The organism is Microbulbifer variabilis (assembly GCF_052467165.1).
On record NZ_CP174301.1, the window covers coordinates 768,291 to 794,023 of the forward strand.

Below are 25,733 nucleotides of genomic sequence, written 5' to 3' on the forward strand. Positions count from 1 at the left end.
CCACCAAAGTTTATCGAGTCTATTGACCTGTAAGTATAAAAAAAAATTTTTTATAGCGCCAAGGTATGAAAAGAGGCCAAAGTAGCTCTCCGGAAAGTGCCTTGATAACTAAAAGCAAACAGATAATTAATCGCCAGCCAAGGCGCGATAGCGGCCGCGATGAAAAACCAATGGTTCGCCGCCGGGGGCGGAAAACTCCAAAACTTCGCCCAAAAGGATGGTGTGATCGCCACCTTCGATACACTGCACACGGCGGCAGTGGAAGTAAGCTGCGCACTCGTCCAGACGGGGAATGCCATTTGGTCCTTCATACCAGTGTACCTGGCCGAACTTGTCGGCCCCGCGGCCAGCAAACAGGTTGGAGACATGCTGCTGGTCTGCACGTAAAACATGCACTGCAAAGTGTTCGCGAGTGGTAAATGCTTCATAGCCAAGAGATTGCTTGTCAATGCTCCAGAGTACCAACGCTGGATCCAGGGAGACAGAATTAAAGCTGTTTGCGGTCATTCCAGCAGGTTGGCCGTTAATATCCTGGGTAGTGATGACGGTGACACCTGTGGCGAATTGACCCAAGGTATCGCGCAAAAGGCGGCTTTGTTGGGTAGATGGGGTGATGATGGGGCTTCTTTCTGTCGTCATACGGAGCTTGCTTGTACAAAATCTGTGCTAGCCGACCATTTTACGGCAAAAGCGTACTTATTGCGCGCTTTGCCTCCAATACTAGCGAAAGAAGCTCGGTTAATGGTTTGTGTGTGGAGGGCCGTCCATGATTGGCACGCATTCTTCACAGAGGCGGTCACGCGCTGAGATTGAGGAGCCGGTCAGAGCAAAACCACGTAGCTTGCCTGACGGATCACGATACTCGGCACGCACACCTTCAGAGTCTTCGAAAACTTGCCAGCGGCCTTCAGTATTGGGTTGGGGAGGGCACACAGTGGTGGGGTGCAAGGTGGTTTTTACTGCAACCGGAATGGCGCCGTAGTTCACGGGAGTCGCTTCGCCGCTCAAGGTTTTTGCCAAGGCGCGGGCACAGGCTATGAGAGGTGCCACAAAAAAAAGTTGGTGGCCGTCCACCTCGGCACAATCACCGAGTGCAAAGATATATTTATTACTGGTCTGAAGGTGTCGACTGACGCTAATACCGCGCTCGACCGCGAGTCCAGCGGTTTCTGCCAATCTTATATTTGCCTTCAAGCCCAGTGCCGCCAGGGCGATATCCCCCTGAATTGTTTCGCCGTTAACGAGTTGAGCTTCCAGCCCCCCGGAAGTACGCTTGAGGGCTTGAACAGATGAGCCAAAGTGGAAGCGTACCCCGTGCTTTTCCAATGCCCTCTGCAGGTCACGTCCAGCTTGTTCCGGCAGCAGTCTCCCAAGAGGCCAGTTAAGTGGTTCTACTACCTCTACGGCAAAGCCAGCCTGCACCAAGTCGTTAGCAAATTCGCATCCGATTAGCCCAGCACCGATAAGAATCACCCGCCTATGGCCCACCAAGGCTGTGCGGAAACGATGATAATCTCCCAGGTTATTGATACGGAACAAGTGTGATTGGGCGTCACCTTCGATGTGGGGAATAGGAGGGCAGCAGGCACCGGTGGCTAATACCAGCCGGTCATAGTGTATTTCTGATATATGCTCGCCAGTCTCCTGGTGGAGAGTAAGTGTTTTGTCTTTTGGGTTGATTTCGGAAACCCGGGTGTGCACAAGAATTTCCGCATCTAGTTCTCTGGCCATCTCCTCAGCGCTTATTTGGCTCAGTTGCTGGGCGGTTTTGCCGTGAGATAGGGAGGCAGATAGAAGGGGCTTGGAGTAGAAGGCGCCATCATCTGCAGTAATCATCAGCATGGGAGTGTGGTTGTCCAGCTTGCGAAATTCCCGCGCCAAATTATATCCGGCAAGCCCTGTGCCGAGGATTACCAGAGGCTCTCCCGTATTCGTGATTGGTTTTGCTGAGCTGGTCTCCACTGATACAGAGGAGACCAACACCATGTCAAATTCTTCTTTACTGACCCCGCATTGGGGGCAGCTCCAGTCTTCAGGAATATCCTCCCAGCGGGTACCGGTGGTGATTCCCTCTTCAGGACAACCCTTGGATTCATCGTATACCCAGCCACATACCATGCACTCCCAGATACGGTAGGTGGCTGTAGATGTTGATGGTGAAATGTTACTAGGGCGGGTGATACCTGTAGAGACTTCGCGCATTGCAAACTGGCTTTTGCTGGCACCGCATTCCGGGCAGCACCAGTCTTCAGGTATCTCCTCCCAGCGTGTGCCTGGCGCTATGTTGTCCTCGGGCCAGCCCTTAGCTTCATCATAGATCCAGCCACAGTTTTGGCATTCCCATACGCGATATTCAGACATAACGCTTCCCTGCTCGAGCCTGGGCCCCGGCTATGGAAGGACACCGGGGCTGAAATTTTTTATAGGAGCAAATATAAGGGAGTTCGGCAGGGAGTGCTGCTATTCGTTATTGCGTTTGGCTATTTTGGCTAGGGCGTTTTGGTAGGTGTCGGCAATTTCCCCCGGGTGGCTGATAGAGACGCCGAGATCGTGTACCAGGCCGTCTTCCAGGCCATAAACCCACCCGTTAACGGAGAGTTGCTGCCCTACGCGCCAAGCATCTCTCACTATGGTGGTCTGGCAGATATGGATTACCTGCTCCAGTACATTGAGCTCACACAATAGGTCTGTGCGCTGTTGCTGCTGGAAAAGGTCAATCAGGGTGTGATGCTTGTCGCGTACATCCTGGATATGGCGCAGCCAATTGTCGATCAGGCCGAGTTGCTCATTGTGCAGTGCGGCTTGGACTCCACCGCAGCCATAGTGACCGCACACAATAATATGCTTCACCTTTAAGATTTCTACCGCGTACTGCAACACTGACAGGCAGTTGAGGTCTGTATGCACCACCACGTTGGCGACATTACGATGTACAAACAACTCCCCAGGTAATAAACCCACAATTTCATTTGCGGGTACGCGGCTGTCAGCACAGCCTATCCATAAATATTCTGGGGTTTGTTGTTTCGATAGCTTGAGAAAGAAGTCCGGATTTTCCTCACGGGTAGCCTCGGACCATTGCTGGTTATTTTTCAGTAGATGATTAAGCGGGTGCAATGCAGTTGTATCCTAATGTGACCAGGTGGACATTATGGTTGCAGGATAGCGGCTTTGTTCGCGCGGGCCAAGGGGTGTTGGTCTAACCTAGATTATGACCAATATCTTGAGCTTGGTCTAAGTGTTCTAGATCCAGGTCGAAAAAGGGAGAATAAATAATGGCAAGAAAAAAAAGTTCTGGACCCGGCAGGCGGAGAGGTTCCTCGCTGCGTTCCGGATTTATGGATCGCCACCGATTGAGAATGCGCCAGTTACAGGCTAGACGTGCCCGCCTACGCAACGCCTTATCCCGCCATACTGATGGAGGTGAGATCGAGCGGGAACCTGTTCCTGAGGGCTTCAGTATTAAGGAGATTGAGGAGGAGTCTTGCTAGAAGAAGTTTGATAACGCATTTTTAAGCTATAGGTGTTATCAAGTGCCATCAGAACTTGAGCTGGTCAATAGCCGTGGAAAACTTACCAAGTCGCCAAACTATTAAAAATCTGTTTTTATTATGGGAATATTAAAGGTATGGCGTAAAGTGTAATTTTGCGCAGAGAGCTGAAAGAGTAGTATTAATGGAGTTTGTAAAATCTGAGGAAAAGGCATCCGTGCGAGTTGCGATGGCGGATTATAGAGACAGTCGCAACGGTGCAGATATTCTCGCTTTGATGGATGAGTATTCCCGCCACCCCTTTGGGGGAGGAGAACCCCTGCCTGAACAGTGCCGCAATCAACTGCTGCCCAAGCTGGCGGAGTTTCCAGGAGCTTTTACAGTATTGGCCTACAGCAATGAAAAAGCGTTAGGCCTGATTAATTGCTTTACTGGTTTTTCCACTTTTTCTTGCCAGCCCCTAATCAATATTCACGATGTTATCGTCAGCGAGCAGGCTCGAGGTTACGGAGTGTGTGCCGCTATGATGGAGTTTGTAGTGAGAGAGGCAAAAAAAAGAGGATGCTGCAAGCTAACAATGGAAGTTCTAGAGAAAAACCTTGCGGCCAAGAATGCCTACCGTAAGGTGGGGTTTAAACCTTATACGTTAGATGAGGAGTTCGGTCAGGCAGAGTTCTGGCAAAGATACCTGTAGCATTTTGGGGCTGGTATTACTATCAACCCCTACCTCCTTTTCAGGCCTCTGCGGCAATAAGGCCCGAACTGATTTTGCGCTGGTTGTGTTATTGAAGATAAATCATGGGCTAGACACCCAAACTCGCTTGCTTTTCTTTTCCTTTTTTAGCACGAAAAAGTGCGAATAACGCGCACATAGCAATCAGCCCCACACTGAGGAGCATCCCTAAAAGAGGTTGTTGGGGGTGCTCCTCATATAGCCAGCCTCCCAGCGCGAACCCAATGGTATATCCACCGGTGTGCATTAGAGCTAAAAGTCCAAAGAGCCTGCCTCCACGTTGCCGGGATTGACTTAATAGTGCGCTGTAACCCGGCACCAGGAAAGCAATACCGACAACAAAGGCAAGTAACCCAAAAACTGCGAGAAGGCTCCCCAGGGTGGAGGAGAGAAAAATACTACCAGTGCACAGCGATGTGACCCCCAGCATAAAGCTCAACTGTGGTGCTTTGAGCCTGCGCACTAACCCCACTTGAACCAGAAAACCGCAGATTGCCACAGTAGCCAACAACACAGCGGTAGCAGAGGAGGCTCCCAAGGCGCTCAGGCCGTATAAATCTTTAAGCGCGGGCCCCATTATTACCTGAAGCTGGCCGACGCTGACTGTGCCGAGTAATGCTGTGGCAAATAAAGCCAGCGATCCCGGCGGCAAGGCTGCTTTCTCACCGGAACTAGGTTGGGATTTATTTGTGGTGGGGGGTAGGCTCAGGGTCAAATACAGAGCTGTGAGAGGTAGCAGAACAAGCCAAGCCATGGGCCACAAGTCGCCTGCCAGCAGCGCGGGTAAGGCCAGTAGCGGCCCAAGCCCTCGCCCCAGGTTCGCTGCCGCACTTAAACCTGAGAGTATCGACAAACGTTTTTCTGGTTCCCCCAATTCAACGGCCCAGGCTTGGCAGCATGGGTAAATAGCGGCGGCATTTAACCCGTAAATGATCCGGCTAATCGCCAGAGCAAACAATGCGCTACCTTCGCTGATAAGCCCCTGTGCCAGTGCAATTAGCAGTGCCACAAAGAGGCACTGAGCGAATAGGGCGCCAGTCAGTCCCGCGAGCAATACGGGCTTGCGACCAATCCTATCCCCGAGTTCCCCCCATAGTGGCCCGGCCACCATCAGGCACAGAGTACCCAGTGCCACAAGGCCACCGATACTGGCCAAACTTAAGCCGCAACGCTCAACGATCAGTGGGATTTGGGTAAGCAGCACGACCTGAGCTGCTCCCTGGCTGGCTACTATCCAGTGGATTTTTTTCTGGTGAGGGGATCGCCGCATTGGGTACTCCGCGGATTAAATGAAAACAGCTAAACGGACGCCCGCTTCTGTGCAGAAATTCTCATCCGAATCATTTTTTCAAGAAAAAGCTTGAATAACGGAAATTTTACCTGCATGATTTTCTAAATACAAATCATTCGCATTTAGTATTTTCTCAGTTAAGAACCCCATTTATGAACGATCCCCAACCCGGTTCGGTTCAGTATGACCGCACTGTTGGCATGGTTGGTACTCAAGAGATATTTATGACTGATCAATACAGCCCGGTCAATGCATTTGCTGAACGAATGTCAGCCAATTGTTTCTTTAATGCGCTGTTGAGAGAAACGGGTTGCGGCACATGGCACATGCAGGAGGGTGAACAACTTCCGGATGGAATCGGTCTTCCAGCAGTAAGTATTCCCCTGCCGGCATCTAGCGCCGAGCTTTGGTTGAACATTTCCTATCACAGTGAGTGTGGTAGGCACCAGTTCGCTCTGCCCATGGTATGGCGAGCGAATGATGGGAGCAGCAAGGTGATTGAGATGGCCGAGGCTGCAGAGTTGGTCGCCCAGGACTTCTCATTTTTTCCTGGCGCCACTGTGGAATCCCGAACCCAATTTACTCGCCGAGTTGCGTCCAGTGTAAAAAATATGACCCAGGCACTGGTTGCACGTAGTGCCGATACAGAAAAGTTATTTTCCTTACCCCTCAGTTTTGCCGAGGCAGAACAGGCGCTTTTATGTGGCCACTCCATACATCCAACCCCGAAAAGCCGAGACCCATTTACCGATAAAGATGCCGAGTGCTACGCACCGGAATTTAATAATCGCTTTGCCCTGGTATGGCTGGGGGTTGATCCTCAATTTTTGCAGGGGGCCAGTGGCGCTGAAATTAGTGAAGTACAGTTCGCCGACTTGGTGCGTGGAGTAGATGGTGGCCCCGTAGCGCCCGAAGGGTTTGTCGCTTTTCCCGCACATCCTTGGCAGTGGCGAAAATTGTGTGAAGTCCAGAGTGTTGTGGAATTACTTGAGGCTGGAAAAATTGTAGAGCTGGGTGAGGGTAGTGAATCCTGGCGAGCAACTTCCTCTCTGCGCGCAATTTACAGTGGCAATAGCCCATATATGCTTAAATTCTCTCTCAGTTTGCGGTTAACCAACTCCGTGCGCACCCTGCAGCCGAAAGAAATGGTTCGCGGACTTGAAGTGCTGAAGGTAAGGGGTACACCGGTAGGACAGGAATTTGCCAACCGCTATCCGAGATTTCAGGTATTGGCAGAGCCAGCCTACCTGATGCTTGCCGACATTGATGGTAAGCAAATTATAGAAAGCCTGGTTATGTTCCGGGAAAATCCTTTCCTTGGTGAATCAGCAGAAAATACTTGCTTGTTGGCTACTTTGACACAGGATCACCCAGACGGATCTCCTTGCAGAGCCGCGCAATTAGTTCAGTGTCTTGCCGATGAGGAGAGTATTTCTATTGAGGCAGCCACTAAACGCTGGTTTAACGCCTTCCTCGATGCAGTAATAGAACCTTTATTGATTGCCCAGGCCGATTTCGGAATTTTGTTTGGTGCCCACCAGCAAAACTTGATCCTGTCGTTTGAAGGTCCCCTGCCTGTTGCTGGTTATTTCAGAGATTGCCAGGGCAGTGGTTATAGCCGTTTGGGGGAGCAACTTCTTAAACCTTATCTGCCCAATTTGGCGCAGGGTAGTGAAAATGTAATTGATGAGCAAATGGCGAATCGACTGTTTGTTTACTATCTCATCGTCAATAGTTGTTTCGGTTTGATTTGCGCCCTTTCCGCTGCGGGCTTAATCACTGAGCGGGAATTATTGCGTCAGTTGCGTCAACGCCTTCTATTGCTACATGAAGGTCAGCGAAGAGATAGTAGTTGCCTGGAGTACCTGCTCAATTCACCTGAGATCTGGGCCAAGGGCAATTTCCAATGTGCGGTTATCGGGATGAATGAGACCACGACCGAAGACCCGCTTTCTATCTATCACAAGATGGCGAATCCCCTGATATCGGCAGTAGAGCTTACAGCTGAAGAAGCCTGATTAATATGTGTAAAAAAACTGCAAGGATAGATTTATGACCAGTTTAACAGCTGTGCCTGAACAGTCCCTGGAGGAGCATGGTCAGCTTCCTGATGGACGCTCTTGGCAAATTGCTCCTGGTGGATATTGTTGTCAATTTAATGGGAAAGATTACTTCCAAATTGAATACATTCCAGGGCGGGATTGCGCACGAATTATTTTAACACACGGTAATGCGCAGCTCGTGGAATTAGACCTATGGTTTGATTGGCTCTTTGCACTGAACCCGGCGTTACAAAACATAGATATCGTTGAAACAGATACAGTGGCAAGCCGGGTTTCCCGCAGTGGTTTTTATCAGCGTGCGGAGCTTTGGTATTGTGGAAATAACGCTGGAAAATTTCCTCTGCAGTGGGTGAAGAATGAGCAGGGAGTTCGCCATCCACTCCGTGCGGTACCACCAAAAGGGGAAGTCTATCGACGTTATTTCCACTCCCTGGGAATGGATTTTAGCTTGCGCCACTTAGACCCTCAGAAAGATTTGGAGCGCTTTACCGGCTGGATGAACCAGAGACGTGTAGCCCAATTTTGGGAAGAGGAGGGTGATGCAGACAAGCAGCGGCAGTTTATCGATACTGTTATTGAGGATCCTCATAAATACCCTTTGATCGCTTGTTTTGACGATGAACCCTTCGCCTATTTTGAAGTTTATTGGGCCCTCGAAGATCGTATTGCGCCCTACTACGATTGCCAGCCATTCGATCGTGGTTCACATATGCTGGTTGGTGACCTGCGTTATTTAGGCAAGCGTTTTGCCTATGCCTGGTTTAATGGTATTTCCCATTTTATGTTCCTTGATGATACACGGACTGAAAATTTGGTTGGAGAACCACGGGCGGATAACCGGGCGTTGCTTAAATATATCAACGGAACTTTTAGCTGGAAAAAAATTAAAGAGTTTGATTTTCCGCACAAACGCGCCACGTTGGTGATGTGTAAGCGGAAAGATTTTTTTCGGAGCATGGGGGGAGTATGAGCGGGGACAAACACTGGAAGCTGGCAAATACAGCTCTATTGGTAAAGTCACTGGCTGAGCTTTGCTATGAGCAGGCGCTCAGTGCTGTAGTAGAAACAGATGGTCGATATTCTGTACACCTCTCCTCAGGGGTTGTTTATCGCTTCAAGGGCAAGTTGACCATCTGGGATTGGCTATTAATAGATCCATGTGACATTGAACGTGTACGGGATACAGAAGTGAAGCCCGCCGATGATGCGGCACAATTTTTTATTGATGCCGCTCAGGATTTGGAGGCCTCGTCCAGTACTCTGGGTAATCTATTACAAGAACTTGCCAATACTCTGGTTGCCGATGTTGCTCTATTACAAAAACGCGAAAAATTAAATGCCCAAGCTCTGGCAAAATTGCCTGATGAACAGTTGCAATGCCTGCTGGATGGTCATCCTAAAGCGATGGTGAATAAAGGGCGTATCGGTTGGGGGGCACAAGAGTTTAATGCTTATGGTACAGAGGCTTCCCAGGGTGTTCGATTATTATGGCTTGCGGTCCGGCGGGAGCTGGTTGTTAGTGGAAATAATGATTCCTGGGACTGGCCAGATTTATTGGCAGAGAGCCTTAATGAAATACAACTGAAGCAGCTGTCTGAAGTGTGCCGCAAGCAAGGTATCGATTGGCAAGCATTTTTGCCACTACCAGTGCACCCTTGGCAGTGGCAACATCATATTCGCCAACACTATGCACAACAGATTTTTCGTGGCGATTTAGTATTACTTGGAGAATTTGGTGACCAGTACTTGCCACAAGTATCACTGCGTACCCTGTCGAATCTGGATCGCCCTCGAGCCCTGCATGTAAAGTTACCACTGACGGTTTTAAATACTTCTTGTTACCGCGGAATTCCGGGTAAATTTATGCGCTGCGGTCCAGGGCTATCCGAATGGATGCAGCAGCTTTGTGAACGCGATGGCGAATTACAATCTCGTGGCACAGGAGTTTTACAGGAAGTGGCGGGGTTGCACGTACCGCACTTTCATCATGAGTTAATTGATGGAACTCCTTATCGCTACAAGGAGTTGCTCGGGGCCACCTGGCGGCAGAGTCCAGCTGGACTATGTGCAGAGGGAGAGCGCCATCTTTTAATGGCTGCCTTACTGCAGAAAGATGCCAGCGGTAAATCTGTAGCTGTGGCTCTGATAAAAGCTTCCGGTCTCTCTGCTCATGCATGGCTTGAGCATTTGTTCGAGGCGACGGTAGTGCCTCTTTATCATTTACTGAGTTGCTATGGCATAGGCTTGGTGGCTCATTCGCAAAACCTGACGTTGGTGTTGCGTAATAATAAAGTGGTGCGTGTCCTCTTGAAGGATTTTCAAGGGGATCTGCGTCTCGCCGAAGGGGAGTTTCCTGAGCGTGCAGATTTACCGGAAGCAGCGGTGCAAGCACTCGACCAGCTACCACCCAATTACATTATTCACGATCTGTTCACTGGTCACTTCGTAACAGTATTGCGATACCTGTCCGCTCAATTAATGATAGAGGTCGGATTGGAAGAGCTGGAATTCTACGCAATTTTGGCTCGGGTACTGCGCCGTTATCAGGAATCTGCGCAACAGCACAGTGCTCACATGGCGAAACGTTTCCAGCTGTTTAATTTATTCCGCCCTCACATCGAGCGTGTTTGTATTAATCGTGTGCGCTTGCGGCAGGGCTATGATGACAGCGCTGAGCGCCCGGTCCCCATCGTCGGTGGTGACCTGCACAACCCTCTTTGGCTCGCTGAGCAAGAGTCCCAACAACCCAAATCACAAACAGAAACCGCTTCCGCTTTAGAGGCCTAATCATGAGTAATTTCCTAGATCTTGCCGGTATCGGGGCCGGTCCTTTTAACCTGGCCGTTGCCGCTTTAATGCAGGATAAATTCCTGAGCCATCGTTTCTTCGACGCTAAAGCGGAATTTTCCTGGCACCCGGGTTTGATGTTACCGGGCGCCATGATGCAGACTTCCTATTTAAAAGATCTGGTAACACCGGTTGACCCTACAAACCCCTATAGTTTTTTGGCATATTTAGTGGAAAACAAGCGCTTTTATGATTTTCTCCATGCAGAACAACGTACCGTGATGCGCCGGGAATTTGCCGATTACCTGGCTTGGGCTGCACGTCGTCTGGATTGTATCCAAATGAGTAGCCGTGTTCAGAGTGTGGTGGATAATGGTGATTATTTTGAGCTGGACGTACATGGGCCCAATGGTCGTGAACAGATACTTGCTAAGAATCTGTGCGTTGCGGCTGGTAAAAAGCCAAATATCCCGGAGTGTAGCCGACCATTCCTTTCTGAAAATTGTTTCCATGCGTTGGAAATAGCTTTGCGCAACCCCGATGTAAGTGGCAAGCGTGTTGCCGTGATTGGTGGTGGTCAGACTGGTGCTGAAGTGGTAATAAATCTTCTTGGCAAACACTGGGGGCGCCCGCAGCAGGTAACTTGGGTATCCCGTCGCAGCAATTATCTGCCCCTGGATGAAACACCGTTTACAAATGATTGGTTTACCCCAGAATATGTTGAGGTATTCCGCCAGCTGAGCCCTCATCGCCGTGAAGAGGTTGTTGCCGAACAGAAACTGGCATCCGATGGGATTTCTCCAGACACGCTCAAAGAGCTATATCAGTTGTTTTATCGTCTCGTGCATCTGGAGAAGGATTCCGAACGAGTGACATTGATGCCCAATCGCGAATTAGTGAATATGTCCTGTCGCGGTGATTACCAGTTACAATTACAGAATCACTTACTGGGTGATGCAGATGGTAATGAGTGGATAAATGCGGATATCGTTATTTTGTGCACAGGTTTACGAGAGGCTCTTCCGGCCTGTTTAGCTCCTCTACAGGAGCGTATTCCTAGGGATGCAGAAGGGCGCCTGTTGCTTGATGATGCATTTGCAACAAAGCTTAATGGGGATGATAGTGAGCGTCGCCTATACTTCCTCGGCACTGGCCGTACCAGTCATGGTATTGCGGAACCGCAATTAAGTCTTTCCGCCTGGCGAGCTGCACAAGTAGTTAATGACTTACATGGCAAAGCGGTGTATGACAATCAGCAAGCAGGCAATTTGATGAAGTGGATTACCCCTGAAGCCCAGCAGATTGCGGTTGCTTAATTTATAGAGTTTTTTTTGATCGAATCTATCTTTTAATGCAGGGTAGATTCGATCATAAGCCTGGTTTTAGTTTTCTTTCCCCGTTGTGGTATCTATTCTGACTATCACTTGGCAACGTCAATAAAAATTCCCATATGATCGGTTACCGCGGCTGCCATGTCGGAACCGTTGACGCTAACCGGGGTGCTCTGTGAGATATAGTCCACCTTGATTACTCGAATGGTCTTGGTATTGTATGCGGCAACGTCATATTTTTTACTGGCCGTGCTGTTGGTACCAGTAAAACTACGCTGGTAGGAATCAAAAGGATTTACTTCGTCCTCTGTATGTGCATCGCGAAATAGTGTGCCTGTTGCCACACTAAGTGCGCAGGGGGTGAAACTGTCATTTCCCTGGTTAGTGTCGCCCATAACAAGGTCAATAGCGCCATAACCCTGCTGAATTAGAAGGTTATTAATATTGCGATAGAAAATGACTGATTCGCTTTCCTTCTTGGCAATACTGTTAGGTACATGCACGAACACGGCATTCACATTCCCGCTTCTGATTGCAATCCAGCCCATGCCAGAGCCGAGAATCTGATGTTGAGTGGTATTGGCTGCGTGAACACTGAAGCTGTTACAGGCCTTTCCTGTAGAACTCGACCCCACCAACCCCCCAGCATGTTGCTGCATGGAACTCCATTCGCTATTGGCTCCGTCCATTTCTCCATACACTAAAAGATCACAGGTCTGACCCAGTGAGCGATACAGGTGCTGGTGAGTCTGACGAGCTTTACCTTCAATCATACTGAGAAATTGTGCATTGTTGTGCTGGCCTTTAGCCATATAGCCGAGTGGTGCTTGTGCGACCAGCTGAGCTGGGCCGTGAATTGGAACATGAGGGTCCAAACCGTCAGCCGTTGGCATAATTAGGTGCCAGCGATCCTGGTTGGCGGCTTGATGGTTGTGAGTCATACGGGTGAAATGCTGGCTGTTGGAGGCACTGACCCCATGATTGGTACTCGCGTTTGAGTTAATGGATTGATAGGCGAAAGTTGGCATAGAAGTAACCCACTTATAATCAAAACAATTTGTCTTATTTCTAATAACATTGCTGAGAGTTAAGCTAACTTTTTTTGCTTTCTACTTCGTCAATTAATTCTGGCGTTGCATTTAGATATGCCAAATATTATTTGACTGCTCTCTTGGAACGATGAAAGCATAATAATACATTTACATTGCAAATATTCGATTGAGATCAGTTTGTAATGGCCTGTATTAATCGGAATTGGACAAGAAGTGAAAAGGGAGGGAGTTACTTATTCAGGCTTTGTAATTATATGCAGAATACTTATTCGTTTTTTAAGGGGGTTAGAAAGAGGTGATAGTAATGCACAGTTAACCTGAAGATATTCATGAGTTGTGAATTTTACCCTTAAAATTAATTGCGGTTTTCACTTGTGAATACAGTTTTACTGTCTTATGGAGCCTATAGGTGGGTGTTTCACTATTTGTTATTACGTCGCCCAATTTATATTTGGTCGCTGGGCTATTATTTTATAGAGGATGAAACCCTCACAAGCAGGCGCTAAAATCTTCGTGGTCAATCTTCCATGTGCAATACTTTTTGGGTACTGAACTATCAGTCTGGTGCTTGCAGTAAGCAGGGAGGAAATCTGCAATGCGTTTGAACTCTACTCTTGCGCAAGGTCGATATCACTACAGCTGTGACGGGCGTGAAATGCCTGTGCGGGACAGCTGGCAATTGGGCCACGATTCAGAGGGGCGTCGTACCCTGGTGAGTCGACGCCTGGTAGGTGAACAGGGCTATGGAATAGAGGTTTCAGCGCTACTTTGTGCCGGCCTGGTAAGTGAGTGCCATGTCCACTGGCGCGACGAGGTGGATGAGGTAAGTGCTCATTATCGTCTAAGCAGTCCTCAGGGGTATGCGCCTCGCTTAGGGGATGAGATTGAAGCTTCCTGGGAGGGTCCTAACGGCCCCCAGCAGGCCCAATTGCTGGGCGAGTCTCGGCTGTTATTTCCTCTGATGCGCGTGTTTATGGGGCCCCTCTTAAAGACACTTGTACAACACAAGGATGGTTTGGAAGTGGTTTCTCCGGATATTGTTGATCCTTCCCAGCGGGGGAAATTACTGTCACCGAGGGTCAGCCATCGCAGCGCTAGGACTATGGCCGGAGATCTGGCCAGCCAGCGTGCACAGGATATGGGGCCAGATATTTGCGGTTATATTTATCAGGGCGATGAAGCCGAGCGGGATGCGCACTGCTACGTTGATAGTCGCAGTCTATTGGTCGGTTACGACTGGCCATCCAGTACGGGTCGCCTATGGCAGGTTCGCCTAAGAGACCTCGAGTGGTCTCCATGTCTGACCAGTCTGGTTTGTTGAGCAATTTCGCCGACTGAGTTTGCGGAAACATGCGGTGAATGGAATGGCTTTATCAGTCGCTTGAATAGCGACTATCCATATAAAGTATCCGAGTAAACTTTTTGCCCTATTTCTGTGCTTAATATTGATTCATCTCCCAACTCCTTATTTTACCGGTATTTTCTGACTTAACATTTCCTTTCCGTTATTAATAAATCGGAAAATATACTGATTTTATACTTGCATCCGGGAACTAATGCGGCAGGATTTTTTCAGTTCTCCAGTGTAAGCTTGCGTCACTTTTACTGCGTGCCAATGGGGGAGCGCCTTTTGTCCTTTTTAAGATTCGTCACTCGCAATAGAGTTAGATTTTTTGCCTCTCTGCTTGTGGTTGCCCAGTTTCCATTGAATACCGCCATGGCCAGTATTGGTGAGGAGCGCCAAGTAGAGATTAAGGAGCTGGATCAGCAGCATGAGCATGAACAGTGCCTGCAAGAACAGCTACTTATCTCTTCTGCCGATACCACCCTACGGGAAATACGCCTACTCTGTGCCGAGAGAGTGCGTGCCCAGTTGGGCATTGAGGAAGATTACTTTGAGGTAGATCCGGTAGTTGAGGAATATGCAGAGGAGCTTCCCACCGATCAGGTACTGCTGGGAGGGCGGGCCCAGGCAATTCGAGATGCAGCCAGTAACCCTTTCACCCTGGCCTCCCATAAGGCAAATTATATTTTGCCTTTCACCTACAATCCCTCCCCGGAGACAGGGGGGGTGACCGATTACGAGGACCGCGACCTGGATAATATCGAGGTACAGTTCCAGCTCTCGGTGCAGGTACCGGTTTGGCGTGGCTTTCTCGGTAGTGCCTCTTTCATGAGTGTGGCTTACACCAATCGCAGCTTTTGGCAGGCTTATAACTCGGATGATTCGGCGCCATTCCGAGAGACCAATCATGAGCCAGAGTTAATCCTGACCTGGCTCAACGACTGGAGCCTGTTCGGCTGGCATAACGTCGCCAATCAGATTGCCTTTAATCATCAATCAAATGGACGCAGTGAGCCCTACTCACGCAGTTGGAATCGAATTTATGCCAACTTTATCTTTGAGCGGGATAACTTTTCTATAGGTCTTAAGCCCTGGTATAGGATTCCGGAGGCGCGAGAGGATGATGACAATCCGGATATTGAGCACTACCTCGGTCATTTTGAATTGGGTGGGCGCTATCGGGATGGTGACCACTCTATCGCGATTATGGTGCGCAACAATTTGCGCTCAGATAATCGTGGCGCTGTTGAGCTGACCTGGGGATTCCCACTGGGAAAGCGGGTGGATGGTTATATCCGTTATTTCAATGGCTATGGTGAGAGCCTGATCGACTACGATGAGTCTGTACAGACCCTGGGCTTTGGTTTCACTCTGGCTCAGGGGTTCTAACAGCCTCTAACGGCCAGGGACGGGATCGATGGGGTTCGAAGACAGCTACCGCCTCAGTGCGCATGCGGTGATTACCAATGAAGTGGGCGAAGTCCTGCAGCTGCTGGCAACCTACGCCAATCGTAGCTGGGGGCTGCCCGGTGGGGCTCTGGACCCAGGTGAAACAGTCCACGAAGCCCTGCGACGGGAGTGTCGCGAGGAGTTGGGGCGGGATGTAGATATTGATTATCTGAGTGGTATTTATTACCACAAGGTCTATAACTCCCACGTTTTTATCTTTCGGGCCCGCTTTACCGACAGGAGGCATATCACCCTGTCAAACGAGCACTCTGAAATGGCGTATTTCCCTCTGGATCAGCTTTCCGAGGTACAGCGGCAGAGAGTCAGGGACTGCCTGGAGTTCGATGGCAGTGTGCGCAGCGCAAAGTTCTAACTTTCCACTTTTCCTTGGCAATAGATCTGGTCGGTCACCATGCATTTGGCGAATTTCGCCAAATGCTTCCCTGTCGCGGAAATCCCGCGCCTGCTCCATTAATATTTGCCCCCTGGCTTTTTAGCCGCGAAATTCCAGATCCTCCGCCATAGCTGGAGGACTTAAGAAAAGTTAATAAAATCAAATAGTTAAATAATTAAGGCGGCAGCCTGCAACAAGTTGCGGGCTATGCTGATGGATAAGAATATGGGCTTGGAATTGAAAATGCCTGAATTGGGCAACCTGAATGACAGCGCGCAGAAGCTGGAATGTCATATCGCTCTGGTGAGTGCAGACAGCAAATTGGCGGGGGACTGGATCAGTGCCCTGAACAGCACCGCCGCTCGCCATGAAAATCCTTTCGGACTGCACTTTGAAGCGGTAGCCCCCGCAGATGTAGAGCGCCTGGGGCGCGATGAAGATCGCTTACAAGCGGTTATAGTGGATGGTGGCAATGATGCTAAAGGCCTGCAAGAGGCCGACCAGTTGGCCGACCGCATCCATGCTCTGCGCTCTCAACTCAATATCTTCCTGGTGGCCCACAGTGATGTTGCCGGTGCTACCTCGCCAATTGGTGAGGCGGGGGCAGAATCCCTCGCCAACCTGCGTCGCCGCTTTGACGAGCTGTTTGATCGCCGAGAGGGCAATTTCAACCATATGTTCCGCCTGGTACAGGCGTTTATTGCCCGCCGCGCCTCCACGCCTTTTGCCGATACCCTGAAGGAATATGTATTCTCCGCACGTGACGCTTGGCATACTCCTGGTCACTCCGGTGGTGACAGCCTGCGCAACAGCCCCTGGGTTGGGGACTTTTACCGCTTTATGGGCGAGCATGTATTCAATACGGATTTGTCTGTTTCCGTACAGATACTCGACAGCCTGCTGGAACCGCACTCGGTAATTCAGGAAGCACAGGATCTTGCCGCCCAGGCGTTTGGTTCGCGCCATACCTTTTTCCTGACCAATGGCACCTCCACTGCCAACAAGGTCGTGATTCAGCAGATACTCGGTGGCGGCGGCAAGATTATTGTCGACCAGGCCTGCCACAAATCGGTTCACCATGCGATAGTGATGAATCGCTGTGAGCCGGTTTATCTGAAGTCGGTACTGCACCCTGAATTCGGCATTTATGGCCCGGTGAAGCGCTCGGATATCGAGGCGGCGCTTGATGAACATAGCGATGCGCGCTTATTGGTTATCACTTCCTGTACCTACGATGGTCTGCGCTACGATTTGAAACCTATTATCGATTACGCCCATGAGCGCGGTGTCAAGGTGCTGGTCGATGAGGCCTGGTTTGCCCACGGTTTCTTCCACCCAGAGCTGCGCCCGACCGCGCTTGAGTGTGGCGCCGACTATGTGACCCAGAGTACCCATAAGATGTTGTCGGCTTTCTCCCAGGCCAGCATGATTCATGTGCAGGACCCGGACTTCGACGAATTCCGCTTCCGCGAAAACCTGAACATGCATGCGTCTACCAGCCCGCAATACGCCATGATTGCCAGCCTCGATGTTGCCCGTAAGCAGATGGCGATGGAGGGATATGGGCGTCTCAAGCAGTGCCTGCAGATGGTGGAAACCCTTCGCCGTGCAGTCAATGAAACCGGAGTATTCCGAGCCCTCACCCGCGATGACCTGATTGCTGAGCCTCTAGCAGGTGACAATATCGGCCTGGACCCCACCAAGGTAACCATCGATATTTCCCGCAGCGGCTATTCGGGCAATGAGATGCAGATCAAGCTGTTTGATCAATACGGTATTCAAGTGGAAAAGACCACCTACAATACCATCACAGTACTGGTAACTCTGGGCAGTACTGAGAGTAAATTGTTGCGCTTGATTCATGCACTGAAGCAGCTGGCGGGGAATACTCACAAGCGTATTCATGTCGGTACTCCGCGCCGCCTGCCTGAGTTTACCCGCTTCACCTGTCTGCCGGCGGATGCCTACTTTGCCGATACGGAAGAGTTGCCGTTGATGGACAATGGGGTGGAGGCTACACAGAATCTTATCGGTCGCACCAGCGCCGATGAGATAGTGCCTTATCCGCCGGGCATCCCTGTTCTGGTACCTGGCCAGGAGATTTCTGAGCAGATAGTGCAGTACTTGCAGCAGTTGTTGCAGGGGCAGAATACTACGGAGATTCACGGTCTGATTTTCCGCTCAGATGAACCTATGCTGCGTGTAGTCAAGGAAGTCGCTGAGAAATCAGAAAACAAAGACAAAAAGTCCGGCGGCAAAAAGGCAAAATAAAGCCACACGAGCTATCCGGCATGGAGGCCGGTATGTTTGATCAACCAAGGATGGTATTACTGGCGGGTGCCTCGGGCGGTTTGGCTCGCGCGATCGGCGCCGAAATTGTTCGGCGCTATCCCGATATTACTTTGGTGACTTTGAGCCGTGGTACAGTAGATCGGGTACCTGGACACGCCGGCGAGCGTCGTCACCTGACAGTCTCTCTCGCGGACGAGCACTCTACCAGGGCTGTCGAGACCTTCCTTTCTGAATTTTCCTCTCCGCCTGACTGGGTAATTAACTGTTGTGGATCGTTGCACGATGAATTTCATGGCCCGGAAAAATCTCTAGCGCAATGTGAGGATGATTGGTTGATACAGTCTATGCGTATCAATCTCCTCACTCATATGCACCTGGCCCAGGCGCTGGATAGAAAATTACAACGCAAGCGGCCGCTGCTGTGGGTATCCCTGTCTGCCAAGGTGGGTAGTATCGGCGATAATGAGTTGGGGGGCTGGTATAGCTATCGTATCGGCAAGGCGTCACTCAATATGTTGGTAAAAAACCTGTCTATTGAATGGGGGCGCCGATTGGAAAACAGTTGTGTGGTGGCCATTCATCCGGGCACTACGGATACAGCACTTTCCAAACCCTTCCAGGGTAATCTGGCGCCGGGAAAATTATACAGCCCGGCACTGAGTGCCGGGCGTATTGTGGATGTACTACAACAACTGGCGCCCGCCGATAGTGGTAATCTGTTTTTTTGGGATGGTAGCCGTTTGCCCTGGTAGTGAATCAGGGGGTCATCAAGCCTGGCCAGGTTTCATTATCTGTTGTTCTCGGATACCCACTGTATGCTTGATCAGATGTGATGGAGTAGCGTATATAGCGCTGGTTTTTGAGGAAAAAATATGCACGAAATGTGTTCCATTGGTGGGCTGCGGTAATCTCCGTAGCATAAGGACCGAGTCCTGGCCAATTGCTGTCATTGATAGGTTGGGGGTAGCCGCTGTCAAGTTGGTCTTCTTCCAGGTCATAGCGTAAATAATTCCCGTCTTTGAGAAAGAAATAAACTTTGCTATTAGGCCATTTCAGGACAGCGCGAATTTTTGTCGCGTAGGTAGCCAAACCAGGCCAAGTATTGTTGTCCACCAATTTGGGATAGCCGGAATCGACCCGATCTTCATTGAGGTCATAGCGCAGGTAACGCCCGTCATTTAAGAAGAAATAGCCTTTGTCACTGTTGGCTTTAAATGCAGCAACAATCAGGTGGGCATAGTCGCCCAAGCCAGGCCATGTACTGTTATTGGTCGTGCGCGGATAACCGCTAGAGGCTTTGTCCAGGGTTTTATTGTAGCGTACATATTGATCGTCACCGCGAAAATAGTAAGCACGTGCACTGCTCCAGTCCAGACCAGCAGTAATTTCCAGGGCCGATTTACGCAAAGCAACTGGGGTATCTTTATGTACGAATACATAGTCCAGGACTCCCTGTGCTTCTGTATAGTCGGTCCAGCTTTGTGCGCTAGCGTCGACGACATCAATGAACTGGTCATTCTGGTGAATCTCCACGGGTCCGCCATCTGTGGAATACCATTTAATTGTCTTATTGTCAGCAGCCATCATTTTACGTATTCCAGGGCTGCCAATCAGTGGGTTACCATCCAGCTTCCAATTCGTTTGCAGCTCAATATCCATAAAACGCAACACCGTTGGTGCAATGGAGGTTTGGGCAGCATGGCCATAAATTCCCTTGAAATCTCCATTGTGGATATCTCCAATAAACTCGCTGTGCTCAGCATTTAACGGCAAATTACTGCCAATAAAAATTGTTTTCTCGCTGGCAGTTTGTGCCCCATGCCCGCAGCCGCGAGAATCACGGCCGTGGTCTGTAGTTACAAGCACTAACCATTCTTCACCTTTTGCAATACGTGTATCTACGGCATCTAACAGAGCGCCCAGCTGAGTGTCACTTGTGCGAATGCTTTCGTTATAGTGATTGCCAAAACAGGAGCTGTGGCCGGCACCATCGGGGTCATCCAGGTGCAGGAAAAGGAAATCCACATGACCTGAGGATATTTCCTGCACGCCGCGTGTGGTGACATCCGCATCGGAGAGGCCACTTAAAACCAGGTTAGCCTGTGCCAGGTCGGTAGTAAAAAAGTTGGTATTTATAGGGCTCCAATGGGATATGCTGCCCACCCAAAGGCTATTATCAGCCTCCTTTATCCGTTTGAACAAACTGGGGAATTCTGCATTTGCCAGGCCTGAGTCATTGGACGTGACTTGGTGCTTGTCAACCCAAACTCCTGTAAGGATAGTGGACCAGCCGGGGCCACTTTTAGTGTCCTGTTGACTTTGAGAGCCACTGATACCACCGGTATAAGCCTTGTGTAGAATTAATCGATCATAATTGGGGGTGTCTATATCCTTGAGCTTTTCGTACTGCAGCCCATCAACGCCAATTAGAAGTACCTTTTTATTATTCTGGGCAAAAACGAATTGGTTACTGGAAACAAACGAAATTAACAACAGGCAGGAGATAAGTGTCTTCATATCGAATATTCCGTATTTTCAATGATTTTCTGGTCTAGACCAGTTGTGATAGAATAGACGATAGCTATTAAATCCCAATGAAGGGATTTTTACAGCGATACTGCAAAGAAAAGACAGCTATTTAAAAGCTAACAACTAACCAATCTCCCTCATTAAAATTAAAGAGCAAGGAATTTTTTAGGTGCGGTAAAAAATAAGTACTATCTAGTGGCTACTTCCATTTCTATGGCGTGGGGTAGCCAGTATTCAATATTATAATCAATCAGATATTCAGCAGAATCATAGCGAAGTCTTAAGATTCTCAGGCCTGGAGCACCAGCGGGTATACCCAATGGCTCTGCATATTGCAACTCCAGGTTCGCAACCTGAATATTACAACGCTCGTGAGTGATATTTACCCTATAATTATCTTGCAATATTTCGGTAATAGATCCAGATAAATCGAAGTCAGATAATTCAGGAAAACACTCTGATGAGAGATAACTCTCTTCTACCATGACTGGCCTTTGGTCCAGGTAGCGGACTCTTCGGATTTCAAAGTACCTGGTACTTTTAGTGGCGTTAAAGGCGGAATAAATATCGTGTCTTACGGTCAGCTTACGGACCCCAAGTACTTTGGTGGTTGCTCTAAAACCCTGTTGTCGGGCCATGGAGTTGAAATTTACCTTTTGTGTCGGGTTCATCACAAATCGATCTGGTGCAACAAACCAACCTCTGCGATTTTGTCGGTACACCAGTCCCTCACCTTCAAGACGGTTTAAACCATCTCGTAAAGTAATACGTGTGACTTGCAGCTGCTCCGCCAGCTCGCGCTCAGCGGGCAGCTTGTGATTGGCGGCCAGGCGACCATTACCGATCAACAGTTGGATATGTGATTTAATTTCTACGTAACTGGAGGACACAGTATTTCTCTTGGGTTTGATCTAAAACTCGGTCTCAGGCCTGGGCTACCAAACTGGTATTCCTGAAGTTTGATAGCCTATCAGGGGCGTTGTCCAAGAGCCAGTCGGCGATTGATATCGACCAGTACGGGTTCAAGCTTATTGATATCGTCTATCAAATAATGAGCGCCGCAATTCTCAAGTTTTTGATAAGCGCCAATACTGTGATTTCTTTTTTCTTCCTCCGAGAGTGCTTGCCAACTTCCCAGGGATAATCCCGAAGCATTTCCTGAAAGTACTACTGCAACTGTCCACATGCCGGCATTGCGCCCCTCATAAATGCCTGCGGCGGTATCATCAATCTTGACACATTGGCTGACAGACGGGATTTCCATTTCAATGACGTTCTTTAATGCAGCTGCGGGTCCTGGTCTTGCGCCCACAGCTTCATCTGCTGCAATAACACAGTCGGGCTCTAGGCCTTGTTGTTGAGCTTTTGCCAGCATGCCCTCAATCATTATACGACTGTAACCTGTGGTGCTACCAATACGTATATTACGCTCACGCAAGCGGACAAATAGTTTGTCGGCTCCGGGTATTATTTGGCTGTGCCTATCGATTTCCTGAATCTGTATCGGGGCCAGACGGCGATATAGTCCGTCTATATCAGATTCCTGGGATGGGCGCCCATGAACCACTTGCCAGGCAGTTTGAATGGAATTTTGTTGTAGCATCTGGCGAATATGTTCTTTCTTCTCAGTACCCATTGGAATACGGGTTTGCTCTTCACTGACCGTAACTCCAGCCTCAGCAAAAATTTGCATAAACGCTTGTAAAGGGGCGCGGGAGCCAAAATCTACTAAGGTTCCGGCCCAGTCGAGGATAGCAGCTTTAAGTTGCAGTGGTTCCATGGATTATCTCCTTTTTGGTAATTGATAAGGGAGTTGAGCGGCAAAATATCTATCGACTAAGTACCTTTGAGCAGATCTTTAGCCAGTGATCCAAAGGAGCTACGGCTAAACCAGGCACTTTTCCTGAATCATCCCACTCGCGCAGACGCAGAGCATCCTCGGCGAAGGGGGTATTAAGAAAATTATCTTTTTCTTTATCTGTCATTATTTTGCCTTGTTTTTTTAGGGTTTTGTGGCTTGCTGCGGATAGCCGTGTCTCATAAATGTTATCTGTACTCATTAAAAATCTTTTAGCTTGAACATGTAGGGCGATAGGCTTCGTGACTGTATTGGAAAAACCCCACCTTTCGAGTAAATCTGCACCTATTAGGTCATGTGCACTGTAGCCTTCAGTATCCGTACCGGGTATTTTTTCCTTTATAGCGTGGAGATGGCCGATATCATGAAGAAACGCTGCAACAGTCATTTCATCGGAGATACCAGAGAGTTCCGCCAAGGTGGCACACTGGGTAGCATGCTGTAGCTGCGTGCATTTTTCTCCAAGTGTTAAATTCCCGTACTGCAAAAATAACTGTTTAATTTTATCGACAACATTAGCTCTCATCGATTAAGCACTCATCTAGAGGGATCTTGTCCAAAATACCCTTCACTACCCGTTCCATTAATGCTGGTCCGGTTGTCATACCTTTTCCTCCAATACCGGTTATTAAATGAATATTTTCTGTTGCGGATTTTAGGAATACGCCTTGGCTACTTTCCTGGCTGTAATAGCCATTCCAAATCCTGGCAACATTTAAATGGGGTAGATTAAGAATACGCTTGGCTTCAGCTACCATCAGTGAGTTGATTTCCTGACATATTTCATAGTTCAAAGTGCCTGAGTCCTGGGCAGTAAAGTACTCATGAGAATCGCCAATGATGATGCTGCCATCGGCAGATTGTCGAAACAGAAGGTGGATACCAAATTTTCCATAGCTTGGATCAATATGGGGCTTCGGTAGATTTTTATAATTAGGGCAACTTTTAAATGCTTCATAGCGGCGTATTGTCAGACCTGTAAGCAGGTTCCCTGGTATTTTGACTCCCTTGATTTGTTGGGTGCGCAACATCTGCAATTTACTAAGCCGTAGTTGTTCTGTTTGTAATAAGTGCGGAAATAAATGACTAAGTTGATGGCCACAACAAATCATTACCTGTTCTGAAATAAAAGACTCACCTGTTGAGCAGCGAAGCTGGACCCCATTTTTGACTTCCTCTACGGCTATTACCGGAGATGCCTTTTTAAAATGTAAATTTTTCGTGTCTTCAAGTAGTTTCCAAAAATACTTCATTAGCAGGGAGCTTTCGGCACTCATTTCCTGTGGATAGTAGAGGCCACCATGGCAGTAACTCTGCTTTAGTAAATTAATTTGCTTGTGACACTGCGTCGAGGTAAGAAGCCTGGAAACGTAGTTAGTCTCACGATTAATCTCATGCATTTCCTCTAGTAGATTGGCCTCTTCTGAAGAAGAAGCCACGTAGAGAGAGCCATGCTGCCAGAGTGCGTCCGGCATTATTGTCGCCAACTCGCCATAAAGTTCCAGCGATCGTCGCCCCAGATTTCGCCATAGTTTTAGATTCATACCAGATGGTACTACTTGGCCAAAATTGCGTACCGTGGCTCCGTGAGGCTTAGTGCTGGCTTCAATTAACAGCACTTTTTTTCCGGATTTTAGTGCATGGTAAGCAGCAAAACTGCCTAATATCCCGGCACCGACAATGGCAATATCAAATTTCATAACTGCTCTATAGCCTTTTTTACACTGGAGAAGTAATAAGCCTCAACCGTGAAGAAGAATTACGGTGCAAGCGGCGAAAGAAAAGAAGTGAGAGCAGCATTAACAAAATACATGCAATACCAGTAGCATAGGAAAGTTGCTGAGTAAACTGTAACCAGTTTAGGTTTGGTTGCGCGAAAGTCTTATAGAGCATGACACTAATGCTGCCGATATAACCCGCACTATCTGCCAGATAAATCACAAATCCTGCGTTACCTAGGCTCTTGGTGCAGGCGACCAGACGTTCAAATAATAAACAGTTAAATGGAACATAGCCTATATAGAGCCCGATATTGATCCCAATCATCCAGGCAGCCCCGGATACAATATCTAACTCAAATGCGAGAGTTGAAGTTATGCAGATTGCTCCCCCAGCCGCGACTAATAGCTGGTTTAGCTGCAATGCGCGATAGTTGTTACGTACAAAAATAAGTAGCGCCAGGGATGCTAAAACTATCAGTGCCACGGGTAGAGTGCTGGTAAGGAAGATCTGGGGTGCTTGACCATAACCCAAAGCTTGCCAAAGCTCTGCAGCGAAATTATCAGAGAAGTCACGAAATGCCGTTAGGAATACATAAGCGATGATTAAAGCCAACAATCCCAGATTCGTTTCATTGACGAAAGTCCAACGCATTTCATTCGTCATTGGTACTCTTTGTTTTCGTGCACGGATGTCTGCTTTGTTGGGTTGGGGAATTCTACTGAGTGTAAATGTAGATAGAATCAGTGCAGGTAGAAATAATAAGCCCACGGTTGCAGGCATCCAGATTTCCGGGACTTTCCATTCCAGCATTAGATATGCGGCTACTGCTTTTACGGCTCCTGAAGAGACGATTAAGCTAACACATAAAATGGCGCCTAGTGCTTCAGTAAGACGACGCCCCTCTAAATAGCTGAATACTAGTCCCCACACCATTCCAAGTGGGAGACCATTAAAAAAAAGCATGACAACATTATAAGGAGCGGGGATCAATGCGAATGCTATCAAGGCCAGATGACTGAAAAGAATTAGAATTACCAGTATTCTTCCCCGCTGCAATGGCCGTAACTCTGAGACAACCTTAATCCCGATAATTTTTGAAAACGCATAACCCAGTACTTGGGAAATTATAAGTGCGGTTTTAAAGTCTAGAGTGAAATCCCAGCCGGAAATGTTGGCGTAAGATGCTGCTGCAAAGGGCTTGCGGAAAGCATACATACAAAAATAAGTGAAGAATGCAGCAACTCCGGAAAAGAGTAGCAAAAAAAGCTCACTGTTGAAATCTTCACTGGAATCAGATTCCTGTTTTTTACTGGTTTTTTCCATTTTATCGATAGTTGCCATTTGGTCTAGACCAGATTTTAGGTGCTTATGATTGCGTTTTTGTGACAGTCTTTTT

Annotated in this window: 22 protein-coding genes; 11 read left to right on the plus strand and 11 right to left on the minus strand. The window is 48.6% G+C overall.

Going from position 1 to position 25,733, the window contains the following annotated elements; translation table 11 throughout:
* Positions 1-126 precede the first annotated feature (126 nt).
* The 3 genes from ACJJIP_RS03340 to can all read right to left on the minus strand — a co-directional run bounded on the left by ACJJIP_RS03340 (position 127) and on the right by can (position 3,117).
* Positions 127-639 (minus strand): flavin reductase family protein, encoded by a 513-nt coding sequence (locus ACJJIP_RS03340; RefSeq protein ID WP_020412477.1) that lies wholly within the window; start codon positions 637-639, stop codon positions 127-129.
* Between the two features lie 99 nt (positions 640-738).
* Positions 739-2,361: an FAD-dependent oxidoreductase gene (locus ACJJIP_RS03345; RefSeq protein ID WP_444946221.1), complete on the minus strand. Its 1,623-nt coding sequence runs from the start codon at positions 2,359-2,361 to the stop codon at positions 739-741.
* Between the two features lie 99 nt (positions 2,362-2,460).
* Positions 2,461-3,117, minus strand: coding sequence for a carbonate dehydratase (gene can, locus ACJJIP_RS03350; protein WP_020412479.1), 657 nt, complete (start codon positions 3,115-3,117; stop codon positions 2,461-2,463).
* 158 nt (positions 3,118-3,275) lie between these two features.
* On the opposite strand from can, the gene ACJJIP_RS03355 reads away from it, so the two are divergent.
* Positions 3,276-3,491 carry a hypothetical protein gene (locus tag ACJJIP_RS03355; protein ID WP_353375979.1) on the plus strand — a complete coding sequence of 72 codons (216 nt, stop codon included), beginning with the start codon at positions 3,276-3,278 and terminating at the stop codon, positions 3,489-3,491.
* A 184-nt stretch (positions 3,492-3,675) separates the two neighbouring features.
* Positions 3,676-4,185 (plus strand): GNAT family N-acetyltransferase, encoded by a 510-nt coding sequence (locus ACJJIP_RS03360; protein ID WP_020412481.1) that lies wholly within the window; start codon positions 3,676-3,678, stop codon positions 4,183-4,185.
* Positions 4,186-4,294: 109 nt separating this feature from the next.
* Here ACJJIP_RS03360 and ACJJIP_RS03365 read toward each other — a convergent pair whose 3' ends face one another.
* Positions 4,295-5,494 carry an MFS transporter gene (locus tag ACJJIP_RS03365; RefSeq protein ID WP_282952557.1) on the minus strand — a complete coding sequence of 400 codons (1,200 nt, stop codon included), beginning with the start codon at positions 5,492-5,494 and terminating at the stop codon, positions 4,295-4,297.
* 173 nt (positions 5,495-5,667) lie between these two features.
* On the opposite strand from ACJJIP_RS03365, the gene ACJJIP_RS03370 reads away from it, so the two are divergent.
* From ACJJIP_RS03370 to ACJJIP_RS03385, 4 genes are read left to right on the plus strand one after another with little or no spacing between them, the layout of a single operon-like run.
* Entirely contained in the window at positions 5,668-7,533 is a 1,866-nt protein-coding gene (locus tag ACJJIP_RS03370) for an IucA/IucC family protein (protein WP_020412483.1), read from the plus strand.
* 34 nt (positions 7,534-7,567) lie between these two features.
* Complete coding sequence (locus ACJJIP_RS03375) at positions 7,568-8,548, plus strand: GNAT family N-acetyltransferase (protein WP_444946222.1); 981 nt, start codon at positions 7,568-7,570, stop codon at positions 8,546-8,548.
* On the plus strand, positions 8,545-10,365 hold the full coding sequence (locus ACJJIP_RS03380) for an IucA/IucC family protein (RefSeq protein WP_444946223.1): 1,821 nt from the start codon (positions 8,545-8,547) through the stop codon (positions 10,363-10,365). Before ACJJIP_RS03375 ends, ACJJIP_RS03380 begins: the two co-directional genes overlap by 4 nt.
* Positions 10,366-10,367: 2 nt before the next feature.
* A complete protein-coding gene (locus tag ACJJIP_RS03385; RefSeq protein ID WP_282952562.1) occupies positions 10,368-11,681 on the plus strand; it encodes a lysine N(6)-hydroxylase/L-ornithine N(5)-oxygenase family protein in 1,314 nt (437 codons plus the stop codon).
* A gap of 104 nt (positions 11,682-11,785) precedes the next feature.
* On the opposite strand, the gene ACJJIP_RS03390 is transcribed toward ACJJIP_RS03385, so the two are convergent.
* Positions 11,786-12,724: a hypothetical protein gene (locus ACJJIP_RS03390; RefSeq protein WP_444946224.1), complete on the minus strand. Its 939-nt coding sequence runs from the start codon at positions 12,722-12,724 to the stop codon at positions 11,786-11,788.
* Between the two features lie 619 nt (positions 12,725-13,343).
* Between ACJJIP_RS03390 and ACJJIP_RS03395 the strand changes: the two genes are divergently transcribed.
* The 5 genes from ACJJIP_RS03395 to ACJJIP_RS03415 all read left to right on the plus strand — a co-directional run bounded on the left by ACJJIP_RS03395 (position 13,344) and on the right by ACJJIP_RS03415 (position 18,980).
* Positions 13,344-14,069 (plus strand): hypothetical protein, encoded by a 726-nt coding sequence (locus ACJJIP_RS03395; protein ID WP_020412488.1) that lies wholly within the window; start codon positions 13,344-13,346, stop codon positions 14,067-14,069.
* Between the two features lie 309 nt (positions 14,070-14,378).
* Positions 14,379-15,482 carry a phospholipase A gene (locus ACJJIP_RS03400; protein ID WP_353375985.1) on the plus strand — a complete coding sequence of 368 codons (1,104 nt, stop codon included), beginning with the start codon at positions 14,379-14,381 and terminating at the stop codon, positions 15,480-15,482.
* A gap of 28 nt (positions 15,483-15,510) precedes the next feature.
* Positions 15,511-15,915: an NUDIX hydrolase gene (locus ACJJIP_RS03405; RefSeq protein ID WP_020412490.1), complete on the plus strand. Its 405-nt coding sequence runs from the start codon at positions 15,511-15,513 to the stop codon at positions 15,913-15,915.
* 234 nt (positions 15,916-16,149) lie between these two features.
* Positions 16,150-18,207 (plus strand): aminotransferase class I/II-fold pyridoxal phosphate-dependent enzyme, encoded by a 2,058-nt coding sequence (locus ACJJIP_RS03410; RefSeq protein WP_444946225.1) that lies wholly within the window; start codon positions 16,150-16,152, stop codon positions 18,205-18,207.
* Between the two features lie 32 nt (positions 18,208-18,239).
* Positions 18,240-18,980, plus strand: a complete 741-nt coding sequence (locus tag ACJJIP_RS03415; protein ID WP_444946226.1) for an SDR family NAD(P)-dependent oxidoreductase — start codon at positions 18,240-18,242, stop codon at positions 18,978-18,980.
* A gap of 4 nt (positions 18,981-18,984) precedes the next feature.
* Here ACJJIP_RS03415 and ACJJIP_RS03420 read toward each other — a convergent pair whose 3' ends face one another.
* From ACJJIP_RS03420 to ACJJIP_RS03445, 6 genes are all read right to left on the minus strand, one after another.
* Positions 18,985-20,745: a hemopexin repeat-containing protein gene (locus tag ACJJIP_RS03420; protein ID WP_444946227.1), complete on the minus strand. Its 1,761-nt coding sequence runs from the start codon at positions 20,743-20,745 to the stop codon at positions 18,985-18,987.
* Between the two features lie 200 nt (positions 20,746-20,945).
* A complete protein-coding gene (locus ACJJIP_RS03425; protein WP_353375990.1) occupies positions 20,946-21,647 on the minus strand; it encodes a UTRA domain-containing protein in 702 nt (233 codons plus the stop codon).
* Between the two features lie 80 nt (positions 21,648-21,727).
* Positions 21,728-22,537 (minus strand): phosphonoacetaldehyde hydrolase, encoded by an 810-nt coding sequence (phnX, locus tag ACJJIP_RS03430; RefSeq protein WP_020412495.1) that lies wholly within the window; start codon positions 22,535-22,537, stop codon positions 21,728-21,730.
* Between the two features lie 49 nt (positions 22,538-22,586).
* A complete protein-coding gene (locus ACJJIP_RS03435) occupies positions 22,587-23,141 on the minus strand; it encodes an HD domain-containing protein (protein ID WP_020412496.1) in 555 nt (184 codons plus the stop codon).
* Entirely contained in the window at positions 23,131-24,315 is a 1,185-nt protein-coding gene (locus ACJJIP_RS03440) for a TIGR03364 family FAD-dependent oxidoreductase (RefSeq protein ID WP_444946228.1), read from the minus strand. The genes ACJJIP_RS03435 and ACJJIP_RS03440 overlap by 11 nt, the downstream gene beginning before the upstream one ends.
* Positions 24,316-24,334: 19 nt before the next feature.
* The gene (locus tag ACJJIP_RS03445) at positions 24,335-25,678 is read right to left on the minus strand and encodes a DUF5690 family protein (protein WP_444946229.1); all 1,344 of its coding nucleotides are present in this window, start codon (positions 25,676-25,678) and stop codon (positions 24,335-24,337) included.
* Between the last annotated feature and the right edge of the window lie 55 nt (positions 25,679-25,733).

Coding starts and splice junctions, on each gene's coding strand:
- ACJJIP_RS03420 (WP_444946227.1), bottom strand. CDS start 20,745: ATGAAGACACTTATCTCCTGCCTGTTGTTAATTTCGTTTGTTTCCAGT.
- ACJJIP_RS03365 (WP_282952557.1), bottom strand. CDS start 5,494: ATGCGGCGATCCCCTCACCAGAAAAAAATCCACTGGATAGTAGCCAGC.
- phnX (WP_020412495.1), bottom strand. CDS start 22,537: ATGGAACCACTGCAACTTAAAGCTGCTATCCTCGACTGGGCCGGAACC.
- ACJJIP_RS03395 (WP_020412488.1), top strand. CDS start 13,344: ATGCGTTTGAACTCTACTCTTGCGCAAGGTCGATATCACTACAGCTGT.
- ACJJIP_RS03385 (WP_282952562.1), top strand. CDS start 10,368: ATGAGTAATTTCCTAGATCTTGCCGGTATCGGGGCCGGTCCTTTTAAC.
- ACJJIP_RS03445 (WP_444946229.1), bottom strand. CDS start 25,678: ATGGCAACTATCGATAAAATGGAAAAAACCAGTAAAAAACAGGAATCT.
- ACJJIP_RS03345 (WP_444946221.1), bottom strand. CDS start 2,361: ATGTCTGAATATCGCGTATGGGAATGCCAAAACTGTGGCTGGATCTAT.
- ACJJIP_RS03410 (WP_444946225.1), top strand. CDS start 16,150: ATGGATAAGAATATGGGCTTGGAATTGAAAATGCCTGAATTGGGCAAC.
- ACJJIP_RS03370 (WP_020412483.1), top strand. CDS start 5,668: ATGAACGATCCCCAACCCGGTTCGGTTCAGTATGACCGCACTGTTGGC.
- ACJJIP_RS03435 (WP_020412496.1), bottom strand. CDS start 23,141: ATGAGAGCTAATGTTGTCGATAAAATTAAACAGTTATTTTTGCAGTAC.
- ACJJIP_RS03360 (WP_020412481.1), top strand. CDS start 3,676: ATGGAGTTTGTAAAATCTGAGGAAAAGGCATCCGTGCGAGTTGCGATG.
- ACJJIP_RS03390 (WP_444946224.1), bottom strand. CDS start 12,724: ATGCCAACTTTCGCCTATCAATCCATTAACTCAAACGCGAGTACCAAT.
- ACJJIP_RS03415 (WP_444946226.1), top strand. CDS start 18,240: ATGTTTGATCAACCAAGGATGGTATTACTGGCGGGTGCCTCGGGCGGT.
- ACJJIP_RS03340 (WP_020412477.1), bottom strand. CDS start 639: ATGACGACAGAAAGAAGCCCCATCATCACCCCATCTACCCAACAAAGC.
- ACJJIP_RS03355 (WP_353375979.1), top strand. CDS start 3,276: ATGGCAAGAAAAAAAAGTTCTGGACCCGGCAGGCGGAGAGGTTCCTCG.
- ACJJIP_RS03440 (WP_444946228.1), bottom strand. CDS start 24,315: ATGAAATTTGATATTGCCATTGTCGGTGCCGGGATATTAGGCAGTTTT.
- ACJJIP_RS03375 (WP_444946222.1), top strand. CDS start 7,568: ATGACCAGTTTAACAGCTGTGCCTGAACAGTCCCTGGAGGAGCATGGT.
- ACJJIP_RS03405 (WP_020412490.1), top strand. CDS start 15,511: ATGGGGTTCGAAGACAGCTACCGCCTCAGTGCGCATGCGGTGATTACC.
- ACJJIP_RS03380 (WP_444946223.1), top strand. CDS start 8,545: ATGAGCGGGGACAAACACTGGAAGCTGGCAAATACAGCTCTATTGGTA.